Source organism: Streptomyces sp. NPDC059371 (assembly GCF_042751995.1).
Taxonomy (GTDB): Bacteria; Actinomycetota; Actinomycetes; order Streptomycetales; family Streptomycetaceae; genus Streptomyces.
This window is the reverse complement of sequence record NZ_JBHYXD010000015.1, coordinates 104,471-115,161: the sequence shown is the minus strand read 5'-3', so window position 1 is coordinate 115,161 and position 10,691 is coordinate 104,471. Positions and strand designations below refer to the sequence as shown.

Annotated in this window: 10 protein-coding genes; 9 read left to right on the top strand and 1 reads right to left on the bottom strand. The window is 74.3% G+C overall.

Going from position 1 to position 10,691, the window contains the following annotated elements; all coding sequences use genetic code 11:
* Window positions 1–154: 154 nt before the first annotated feature.
* Window positions 155–394: a chaplin ChpG gene (gene chpG / locus ACFXGX_RS11895; RefSeq protein WP_384788444.1), complete on the bottom strand. Its 240-nt coding sequence runs from the start codon at window positions 392–394 to the stop codon at window positions 155–157.
* Window positions 395–718: 324 nt separating this feature from the next.
* Between chpG and ACFXGX_RS11890 the strand changes: the two genes are divergently transcribed.
* The 9 genes from ACFXGX_RS11890 to ACFXGX_RS11850 all read left to right on the top strand — a co-directional run.
* On the top strand, window positions 719–907 hold the full coding sequence (locus ACFXGX_RS11890; protein ID WP_384788441.1) for a hypothetical protein: 189 nt from the start codon (window positions 719–721) through the stop codon (window positions 905–907).
* 40 nt (window positions 908–947) lie between these two features.
* Window positions 948–2,147, top strand: a complete 1,200-nt coding sequence (locus ACFXGX_RS11885) for a glycosyltransferase family 4 protein (RefSeq protein ID WP_384788438.1) — start codon at window positions 948–950, stop codon at window positions 2,145–2,147.
* Entirely contained in the window at window positions 2,144–3,580 is a 1,437-nt protein-coding gene (locus tag ACFXGX_RS11880; RefSeq protein WP_384788435.1) for an exopolysaccharide biosynthesis polyprenyl glycosylphosphotransferase, read from the top strand. The genes ACFXGX_RS11885 and ACFXGX_RS11880 overlap by 4 nt, the downstream gene beginning before the upstream one ends.
* A gap of 52 nt (window positions 3,581–3,632) precedes the next feature.
* The gene (locus tag ACFXGX_RS11875) at window positions 3,633–4,997 is read left to right on the top strand and encodes an O-antigen ligase family protein (RefSeq protein ID WP_384788539.1); all 1,365 of its coding nucleotides are present in this window, start codon (window positions 3,633–3,635) and stop codon (window positions 4,995–4,997) included.
* Entirely contained in the window at window positions 4,994–6,997 is a 2,004-nt protein-coding gene (gene murJ / locus ACFXGX_RS11870) for a murein biosynthesis integral membrane protein MurJ (protein ID WP_384788536.1), read from the top strand. Before ACFXGX_RS11875 ends, murJ begins: the two co-directional genes overlap by 4 nt.
* Before the next feature lie 52 nt (window positions 6,998–7,049).
* Window positions 7,050–7,745 (top strand): polysaccharide deacetylase family protein, encoded by a 696-nt coding sequence (locus tag ACFXGX_RS11865; RefSeq protein WP_384788533.1) that lies wholly within the window; start codon window positions 7,050–7,052, stop codon window positions 7,743–7,745.
* On the top strand, window positions 7,742–8,854 hold the full coding sequence (locus ACFXGX_RS11860; RefSeq protein WP_384788432.1) for a glycosyltransferase: 1,113 nt from the start codon (window positions 7,742–7,744) through the stop codon (window positions 8,852–8,854). Before ACFXGX_RS11865 ends, ACFXGX_RS11860 begins: the two co-directional genes overlap by 4 nt.
* A gap of 16 nt (window positions 8,855–8,870) precedes the next feature.
* Window positions 8,871–9,527, top strand: coding sequence for a lipopolysaccharide biosynthesis protein (locus tag ACFXGX_RS11855; RefSeq protein ID WP_384788430.1), 657 nt, complete (start codon window positions 8,871–8,873; stop codon window positions 9,525–9,527).
* Window positions 9,528–9,604: 77 nt separating this feature from the next.
* Window positions 9,605–10,691: GNAT family N-acetyltransferase (locus ACFXGX_RS11850; protein ID WP_384788530.1), on the top strand; the 1,087-nt coding region annotated here is incomplete at its 3' end.

Here is a 10,691-nt window from a genome sequence, read left to right as displayed (position 1 = left end):
GGGGTCTCATAGCTCGTGCGCGGTGCTCGGCCGGCGGGAGGCGGAGCAGCCCCGGGGGTGGGATTAACGCCCCCCCCGCCCGCGGGGGCGGCGGCGCCGCCCGCCCCCCCGGCGGTGCGGGCGGCCCCCCCGGCCAGGAAGGTCCTCGATGACGTCAGTCGTTGACGCAGACGTTCCCGGCCGCGGGGTTCAGGAGACCGATGACGTTGACGGTGTTGCCGCAGACGTTGACCGGAATGTGAACGGGAACCTGCAGGACGTTGCCCGACAGGACGCCCGGGGAGTGGGCGGCCGCGCCGTGCGCGCCGCTGTCGGCGGCGGCGATGCCGGCGGTGCCGGCCACGGCGGCGGCGGCGACGGAGGTCAGGGCCAGGCCCTTCGCGATACGCGACATGGAGAAGTGCTCCTTGAAAATCGACTCGACATCCGGGCGGGGTGCCCGGCTCTGGATTCAACGCGCGGCGCTCACGCGGGTTGTGCCTCCAAAGGGGTGATGTCCCGGGCGGTCGCGCTTGACCAATCCGACACACATCGTGGCTTTCACTGATAAATGGGGACACCGGCTAAAGTCGGGCTCTCCGAGGACGTCCGGAAGCGGGCGTCGAGGGGCGCCGGCAGCTCGCGGGGAGCCGAAGCGCACATGCCTGATTCATCTGATTCTCGGATTTACGTCCGTCCGCTGGTCCAGAACCTTTTCCCCGAAAGGGCACCGCCGGTCATGCGAACTTCCCCGGGCCTGCCGCTGCGCCGTGCGATCGCGGAGTCCGTCCTGCCCCACGACCCGGACCTCCGCCATCTCGGCAAGGAGATCTACGGCGGGGGTGACCAGTCGGCCTTCCGGATCGTTTCGCAGCGGGACGCGGCCTGGGTCGGGGCACTGTTCGCCGCCGTCGACGCGAAGCAGTGACGCGCGCCCCGGCGCGCCGCCCGTGAGCAAGGAACCGCGCATGCATCTGCCAACAGACCCTCCGCCGCGGGTCCTTCATGTCACGCAGCCGGTCGAAGGCGGCGTCGCCCGTGTGGTCGCCGACCTCGTCGGCGCCCAGCTCGCCGCCGGAACGCGGGTGACCGTCGCCTGCCCGGACGGCAACGCCTTCGCCCGGGAGGTGCGTGCGCTCGGCGCGGACGTACGCCCCTGGCACGCGACGCGGGCGCCGGGACCGCAGCTCGCCCAGGAGGTACGCCGGCTCGGCCGGGTGCTGGCGCGGGTGCGGCCCGACGTGGTCCACGCGCACAGTGCGAAGGCGGGACTGGCGGCCCGGCTCGCGCTGCGCGGCCGGGTGCCGACGGTGTTCCAGCCGCACGCCTGGTCGTTCGAGGCCGTCGACGGTGCCGCCGCGGCGCTCGCGCTGCGCTGGGAGCGTTGGGGTGCCCGCTGGGCGTCCCGGGTGGTCTGCGTCAGCGAGGCGGAGCGCGCGACCGGCGTACGAGCCGGAGTGCGCGCCCCCTGGAGGGTGATCCCCAACGGCGTCGACCCCGAGCGTTTCCGCCCAGCCGCCGCCGACGTCGTACGAGCCGGGATGCCGCTGCTCACGGGGGTCGGGCCGGCGGCTCCGCTGGTGGTGTGCGTGGGACGGCTGTGCCGGCAGAAGGGGCAGGACATCCTGCTCGACTCCTGGCCGGCGGTGCTGCGGCGGGTGCCCACGGCGCGTCTCGTGCTCGTCGGTGACGGGCCGGACGCGGCACGGCTGCGCGCCGGGGCACCGCGTGACGTGCTGTTCGCCGGGGCCGCCGCCGACGCGGTGCCCTGGTATCAGGCCGCCGACCTGGTCGTGCTGCCGTCCCGCTGGGAAGGCATGGCGCTGGCCCCGCTGGAGGCCATGGCCTGCGGGCGCCCGGTCGTCATGACGGACGTGGACGGCGCCCGCGAGAGCCTGCCGCCGGGACACGACACCCGCTGCCTGGTGGCCTCGCCGGAACCGGCGGCGCTGGCCGAGGCGATCGCCGCGCTGCTGGCCGATGCCCCGCTGCGCGCGTCGCTCGGCCGGCAGGGACGCCACCACGTACTGACCACGCACGACGTTCGCCTCACGGCCGACGCGGTCGCGGGGGTGTACCGCGAACTACTGACCGGGCGACAGCCGCAGCACGCCGGGGGCGTCATGTGCGCGGACCACACCGAGTGCAGGGAGTCCATCCACTCGTGACTGCGGAAAGCACCGTTCCCTCCCCCGGCGGACAGCCGCGGGAGTACGGATTCTCATCCCTCTCGGTCATGCCGTCGCGCAAGACCGGCGGCGGTCTCAGGTTCCCGGCCGGACAGCGGCGTACCGTCAGACGTGTCTCCTGGCCGCCGCTGGCCGCCGTGGACGCCGTCGCGGCGCTGACGGCCGGACAGACCCTGGCGGAGATCCAGCAACACCCGCCGGCCGTCGTCGCTCTGCTGCTCGGCGTGATGTCACTGAACGCGCGAGGGTCCCTGTACCGGCCGGCGCCAGTGCCCGCCCTGCTCGACGAACTGCCCGCCGTCTGCGCGCGGATCGTGGTCACCTGGTGCGCCCTGGCCGCCGTCCTCGCCGCGGTCGTCCCGGACGAGGCGCTGTCGGTCCGGACGCTGGTGCTGGGGTGCGCCGCGCAGGCGGTGATCAGCCTGGCCGGCCGCGGCGCGGTGCACTGGCGGCGCCGCCGTGCGCTCGCGCGGCACCCCGCCGCCGCCCTGGTGATCGGTCCCGCCGGGACGGCCCAGCGGGTGGCCGCGGCCTTCCTGCGCCACCCGAACTGCGGGGTGCGGCCGGTCGGTGTCGTCGCCGACCGGCCGACCGGCCTCGACGTCCTGCCGGTGCTCACCGCCGGCGAGGAGGTGCAGCGTGCGCTCATCCAGAACAGCGTGCGCGCCGTGCTGGTGGTGGAGCCGCCGAGCCGGCGCGGGCCGATGCTGCGGGCGCTGGCCCTCGCGGGCTGCGCGCTGTGGGAGGTCGACCCGGACTCACCGTCGTACGACCGCGCGGGTGGGCACACGCTCGCCGGCTTCGCCTGCCGCCCCCTGTCGGTCGGCGGGCGGCGCGCCGGTTTCGGGAAGCGGTTCCTCGATGTCGCCGTCTCCGGCACGCTGCTGCTGCTGGTCAGTCCGCTGCTGCTGGTGTTCGCGGCCTTCCTGCGGCTGACCGACGGGCCCGGTGTGGTGTTCCGGCAGGAGCGCATCGGCAAGGACGGACGGCCGTTCACGCTGCTGAAGTTCCGCACCCACCGCCCGGTCGACGCGCACGAGGCCGCGACCCGCTGGAGTGTGGCGGGCGAGCAGGAGATGAGCCGCTTCTGCCAGTTCCTGCGGCGCACCTCGCTGGATGAGCTGCTCCAGCTCCTGAACGTCCTCCGGGGCGACATGAGCCTGGTCGGCCCGCGCCCCGAACGGCCCTACTTCGTGACCAAGTTCAGCCAGACCTACCCCGGATACGCGGCCCGTCACCGGATGCAGACCGGCATCACCGGACTCGCCCAGGTGCACGGGCTGCGCGGCGACACCTCGATCGAGGACCGGTGCCGCTTCGACAACGCGTACATCGACAACTGGTCGATGTGGCAGGACATCTGCATCCTGCTGCGCACGGCCGCGGCGCTGGTGCGCCCGACGGGGAGCTGAGCCGGTGAGCCAGTCCCTGCCCGTCACTCCCCTGGACACCCTGACCGCGGCCCTGCGGCGGGCGCTGCCCGTGCTGCCCGTCGTCGCGGTGATCGCGCTGCTCGGGCTGCCGATCGCGCCGAACGGCGAGGGCGGCGCGAACATCGCGGACGCCATGTCCGGTCTCGTGGTGCTCTGCTGCGCGGTGCGTCTCGTACGGGCCCGGCGGCGCCCCCTGTCCGCGACCGCGGCCCTGGTCCTCGGGCTCCCCGTGGTCGGCGTCTCTCTCGCGGCGGCCGGGGCGGCGGACCCGGGGGCGGGGATCACCGGCCTCACCCGGTATCTGCAGATCTTCGTGCTGGTGCCGGCCGCGGTCCTGCTGCTCGTACGCGACCGGCGCGACCTCAGGCTGCTGGCCTGGTCGTTCGTCGCGCTGGCGCTGTGGCAGGGGGCGGTCGGGGTACGGCAGTACGTCACCGGGACCGGCGCCTCGTACCAGGGCGAGAACGTCCGGGCCGTCGGCACGTTCGGGCCGACCGACGTGATGGGCATGGCGACGGTGGTCGCGTTCGGGGTGGTGTGCGCGGTGGCGCTGGCCCTGGGATCGGACGAGGCACGGCGGCGCGCGGTCGCCGTGGTGTGCGCGCTGGCCCTGCTGGCGCCGCTGGCCCTCTCGTTCAGCCGGGGCGCGTGGATCGCCACGGCCGTGGCCTGCGGCGCGCAGCTCGTGCTGGCGGGGCCGCGGCGCGCGGTGCGGACGGTCGCGGTGCTGGCCGCGGCCGGGGTGATCCTGGTGGGCGGGCTGGGCTTCGGCAGCGCGATGCTCCAGGAGCGGGTCAGCAGCATCACGCAGGTCACCGACGCGCCGGACCAGTCGGTGACCGACCGGTACACGATGTGGGCGGCGGCCACCGACATGTGGCGCGAGCACCCGCTGACGGGCGTCGGGCTGAAGGGCTTCCCCGAGTACCGGGACGGTCATGCCTCGCTCGCGCTGTCCTCGGGCAGCGACATCGCGGGCGCGGGGGCCGCCTTTCACAAACAGGCGCTGCTCTCGCCGCACAACATGTATCTCCTCGTGCTCAGCGAGCAGGGTCTCGTCGGACTGCTCGCCCTGGCGGGCGGCTGGCTCGTGCTGCTGGCGGGTGCGCTGCGCGGGCTCGTCCGCGTGCGCCGCGCGGCACGGGACGGCGCGGAATCCGGCCTCGCCGCGGGCCGGACCCCGCCCGGCACGGACTGCGGGCTCGTCGCGTGCGGGCTGCTCGTCTGGCAGTTGGTCGACTTCGTGTACGCGGACATCGGCGGCCCCTCCACGGTCCTGACGGCCGTCGTCTTCGGCGTCATCGGCTGGTGGGCGCTGATGGATCCGTCGGCGACGCCGGACACCGAGGGATCGGCGCCGACCGCCGCCGTACGGGAAGCGGCCGCGGCGCGATGACGGTGACACCGCCCAGGGCGGGCGAAGACCCGGACACGAACCCGGACTTCGGGACGGGCACGGGCACGGGTGCGAGTGCGGGCACGGGTGCAGGCACGGGTGCGAGTGCGGGCGCGGGCACGGGCACGGGTGCGAGTGCGGGCGCGGGCACGGGCGCGGGCGCGGGCGCGGGCACGGGTGCGGGCACGGGCACGGGCGCGAACCCGGACTTCGGGACGGGCACGGGCACGGGTGCGAGCGCGGGCGCGAACCCGGACTTCGGGACGGGCACGGGTACGGGTGCGGGCACGGGCGCGAACCCGGACTTCGGGACGGGCACGGGTACGGGTGCGGGCGCGAACCCGGACACCGGGACGGGCACGGGTGCGGGTGCGCGGGGGCGTGCCGGTGCCGGGACGCGTGGTGGGCGGGTGCCCGGGGCCCGGGAGGGTGGGGGCCGGCCCGAGGCCGCGTCCAACCGGTTTCTCGCCAGGGCGGCCCTCGTCACCATCGCGCTCTCGATCGCCGGAGCGCTGCTGGGCCTCGGCCGGGACCAGGCGCTCGCGCATCTGTTCGGGGCCGGCTCGGACACGGACGCCTTCCTCGTAGCCTGGACGGTGCCGGAGTTCGCGGCGACCCTGCTGATCGAGGACGGGCTGGCCTTCGTCCTGATCCCGGCGTTCAGCGTGGCCGTGACCCGGCGCGCCCAGGGAGCCGCCGGTGATCCCGTACGCGCGCTGGTCGCCGCCACCCTGCCCCGGCTGACGTTCGCCTTCGCGGCCGTCGGGTCCCTGCTGATCGCGGGGGCGCCGTACCTGGTCGAGGCACTCGCGCCCGGTCTGCCCGATCCCCGGCTCGCGGTGGACTGCACCCGGCTGACCGCGACCTGTGTGTTCTCCTTCGGGCTCGCCGGGTACTGCAGCGCGGCCCTGCGGGCGCACCGCCGCTTCGTGGCACCGGCGGCGATCTACATCGCGTACAACACCGGGATCATCGCGGCGATGTTCGTCCTCGGCGCGCGCTACGGCGTACGGTCGGCGGCGCTCGGTGTCGCGGTCGGCGGCGGGCTGATGGTGGTGACGCAGGCACCGTCGCTGTGGCGGCAGCTCCGGCGCGGGGAATCGGCTCCCGCGACCCTGGACGGTGAGCCGGCCCGCCCGATGGACCTGACCCTCGTCGGCACGGTGCTGCTCTTCGCGCTGTGCCGGCAGTCCCAGGTCCTCATCGAACGCTTCCTGGCCTCCTCGCTGCCCGCCGGGGCCATCTCGCATCTGAACTACGCCCAGAAAGTGGCCCAGATGCCGATGGTGCTCTCGCTGATGCTCTGCACGGTCACCTTCCCGGTGGTCGCGCAGGCCATCGCCGAGGGCGACACCGAGCGGGCCCGCGACCGGGTGGAGCGCGATCTGACACTCGTCGCCTGCACGGCGCTCCTCGGCACGGCGGCAGTCGTGGCGTGCGCCCCGCAGATCATCCAACTGCTCTTCCAGCGCGGCGCGTTCACCGCCCAGGACACGGCGGCCACCGCGGCGGTCATGCGGGTGTACGCCCTCGGACTGCTCGGCCACACCCTGGTCGGCGCGCTCGTGCGCTCGTACTTCTGCTCGGGGCGGCCGACCTGGTACCCGCTGTTCGCGATGACCGCGGGGATCGTCGCGACCTGCTGGACCGGGGTCCTGGCCGTCGGCCCCTGGGGAGTCTGCGGTATCGCCGCGGCCAACGCGGCCGGCATCACCCTCACCGCCGGGCTGCTGCTGTACGGCATGGGTCCGCGCAGTGTGCCGATCCGCACCCGCGCGGTGCTGTCCGAGATCGGCAAACCGTTGCGGGCCGCCCTGACCGCGGCGGTGACCGGTGGCCTGTGCGCGAGCGGCGTGGATTCCCCGCTGCTCGGACTCGTCGTCGGCGGCACGGTCGTGACCGTCGTCTTCGCCCTGCTGGCCTGGGCCTTCCGGGTCGAGGGGTTCGCCTCCGCACTCCGTTCCGTCACACGAAGGGTTTCCTGTGCCCGTTTCCGTTGACAGCAGCAGACGCACCGGTACGAACGCCCTCGACGCGCCGCCCTGGGTGGCGATGTACCACTCCGTCGGGGACTGTTCCGACGACCCGTACCACGTCACGGTCTCCCCCGGCCGCCTCGACCAGCAGTTCCACTGGCTGAGTCGGCACGGTCTGCGCGGGGTGTGCGTCGCGGACCTGCTCGCGGCCCGCGCCCGCGGCGAGGGCCGGGATCTGGTGGCCCTGACCTTCGACGACGGGTACGCCGACTTCGTCGAGACCGCTCTGCCCCTCCTGCGGCGCCACGGATTCGGCGCCACCCTGTTCGTGCTGCCCGGCAGGCTCGACGGCGACAACGCCTGGGACCCGCTGGGCCCCCGCAAGCCGCTGCTGGGCAAGCAGGGCATCCGACTCGCCGCCGCCTCCGAGGGCATGGAGGTCGGCTCGCACGGACTCACCCATGTCGATCTGACGAAGGCCGACGACGCCGTGCTGCGCGCCGAGGTCGCCGAGAGCAGAGCGGTGCTCTCTGAGTTGATCGGTGCTCACGTCGACGGCTTCTGCTATCCGTACGGGACCGTCGACCGCCGGGTCGTCGACGCCGTCCGCGACGCCGGCTACGGCTACGGCTGCGCGATCGACCCCGGCTCACTGACCGGCCCGTACGCCCTCCCTCGTGTGCACATCGGCGAGAACGACACCTCCGTACGCCTGTTCCTCAAGCACCGGCTCCACCGGCTGCGCCGCCGCCCGGTCGAGGCGGGCCGGTGAGGGCGCTGCACATCATCACCGGCCTCGGGATCGGTGGCGCCGAGCAGCAACTGCGGCTGCTGCTGCGCCACCTGCCCGTCGCCTGCGACGTCGTGACGCTCACCAACCCCGGCCCCGTCGCCGACGGGCTCGCCGCCGACGGTGTGCGCGTGATCCATCTCGGCATGTCCGGCAACCGCGACCTCGCCGCCCTCCCCCGCCTGGTGAAGGTGATCCGCACGGGACGCTACGACCTCGTCCACACCCACCTCTACCGGGCCTGCGTGTACGGCAGGCTCGCCGCCCGGCTGGCCGGGGTGCGAGCGGTGGTGGCCACCGAGCACTCGCTCGGCGACTCGCAGATGGAGGGCCGCCCGCTCGGTCCCGGCGTACGCGCCCTGTATCTGGCCGGCGAGCGGCTCGGCCGGTCGACCGTCGCCGTCTCGCCCACGGTCGCCGAACGCCTGCGCCGCTGGGGTGTGCCCGCACCGCGCATCGAGATCGTGCCGAACGGCGTCGACATCGCCCGCTTCCGCTTCGACCCGGACCTGCGCGAACGCACCCGCCGCCGGCTCGGGCTCCCGGAGGACGCGTTCGTCGTCGGCGGGGTCGGCCGGCTCGCGCCCGGCAAGCGGTTCGACGTCCTGATCCGCGCGCTGGCCGAACTGCCCGGCGACTGCCGGCTGTTGCTGGTCGGCGGCGGCACGGAGGAGGTCGCGCTGCGGCGCACGACGCACGACGCCGGGGTCACGGACCGGGTCCTGTTCGCCGGGGAGCGCCCCGCCGGCGGTTCTCCCGGCGCAGATCTGCCGTCACTGATAGCGGCCATGGACGTCCTCGCCTCGCCCAGCCCCGAGGAGGCGTTCGGGCTGGCCGTCGTGGAGGCCCTGGCGGCCGGACTTCCGGTGCTGTACGTCTCCTGCCCGGCCGTCGAGGACCTGCCGCCCGGAGCGGCCCGCGGCGCCACCCGGGTCGGCGGCGGCGCGGAGTCCTTCGCCCGGGCGCTGACCGGCGTCCGGGCCCGGGGCCCCGCCCCCCGCTCGGCCCCGGAGGCGGCCCACCACTACTGCATCACCCGCAGCGCCGCACAGCTCATGGACGTGTACGCGGCCGCTGTCGCGCGCACCTGACTGGAGTGAGTTCCACATGTCCGAAAACCTCACCAGGGGCCACCGTCCCTGGGATTCGGCCCCTCCCCGGGCGAGGACCATGCCGGCGTGGTCGCTGCTCGCGGCCACGGCCGTGCTCGGCGGCGCGCTCGGCGGCGCGTACGGCGTGGTGAAGCCCCCGTCCTACACGGCCACGAGCTATGTCATCGCCGTACCGACGGACAAGGGCGATCCCTCGGCCGCACTCGGCTTCGCCCAGGCCTACGGCCGTGTCGCCACACAGCTCGCGGTGCTCGGGGACGCGCAGGTATGGGCCGGTGTGCCGGTGAAGACGCTGGAGGCGAGCGTGCGGACGGCGAATTCTCCGGACGCCCCGATGGTCGCGGTCTCCGCCACCTCCACACACCCCGACCAGGCCGCCGACATGGCCAACGCGGTCACCCGCTCGCTGACCCAGCACGCCAACGCGAGCCAGAAGAGCACCCACGTCCAGCTTCTGTCGTTCTCCCGCGCGGTGAAGCCGGTTTCGGCGTCATCGCCGTCCCCGACGGTGACGGGCCTGGTCGGTGCGAGCGCGGGCGGACTGCTCGGCGGACTCGTGCTGCTGGTCCGGCCCCGGCGTTCCGCCGACCCGGCACGTCCGGCCTCGGTGCCGAGCCCCGCCACCGCCGCCGATGTGCACGGCCAGCGGTGAGCGCGGCAACGCTCCAGGCCGGTGTACTCGACACCGCGCGAGCGGAACTCATCACCGAGGAGCGGGAGTTCGCCGACATGGCAGCGGACTGGGGGCGCCTGTACCACCGGTGCGGCGCCGCCACCGCCTTCCAGAGCCACGCCTGGCTGCACTCCTGGTGGCTGTCCTACGGAACACCGGGGCGACTGCGTCTTGTGGTCGTGCGCGAGGGCGGTGAACTGCTCGCGGTCGCGCCACTGATGCGGGCCCGCCGCCGGCTGTCGGCGCTCGTGCCGCTCGGCGGACCGATCTCTGACTACGCGGACGTGCTCCTCGACGACGAACACGCCGACCGCGCGGCGGCCCTGCTCGCCGAGGGGCTGTCGGCCGCGGCCCGCACCGCGCTGATCGACTTCCGCGAGGTCCGCCCCGGCGGCGCCGTGGAGCGGGTCTACGAGCACTGGAGCGGACCGCGCCGCCAGGTCGGGGACTCCCTGTGTCTGGAACTTCCGGCCGCCTCGATGGACGAGCTGATCGGCCGTCTCCCCTCCTCCAAGGCTCAGCGCGTCCGGGCCAAGCTGCGCAAACTCACCGCGCTCGGGGTCGAACGGCGGGTGGTGGGCCACGACGAGGTGGACGCGGCCCTCGGCCGGCTGCTCGAACTGCACCGGCTGCAGTGGGCGGACCGGAAGGTGACGCCCGAGCACCTCCATGAACGGTTCTCCGAGCACCTGGTCCGCTCGGTGGGCCCGATGGTGCGGTCCGGGGACGCGGTCGTCACCGAGTTCCGGCTCGACGGCGCCGTGATGGCCGTGGACCTCACAATGCTGTCCCGGCGCCTCGCGGGCGGCTATCTGTACGGCGCCCATCCGGGGTTGCGCGAACGCAAGGCGGACGTGGCGGTGATACTGCTCGACGCCTGCTCCCGGCACACCGAGGGCGGTGACCGCGGGACGCTGAGCCTGCTGCGCGGCGACGAACCGTACAAGCACCACTGGCGCCCGGACCCGGTCCTCAACCAGCGACTGCTCCTGGCCCGCCGACGTACGGCGCCGCTGATGTCGGCGGTCATCGGTGACGTCGCCGCGCGCCGGCGGGGCAAGGAGTTGCTGCGGAGCTGGAGGGAACGCGGTGGCGGCGGGGCCGGCCCCGCCCGCCGCGGGCCCCCCCCGCCCCCCCCCCCCC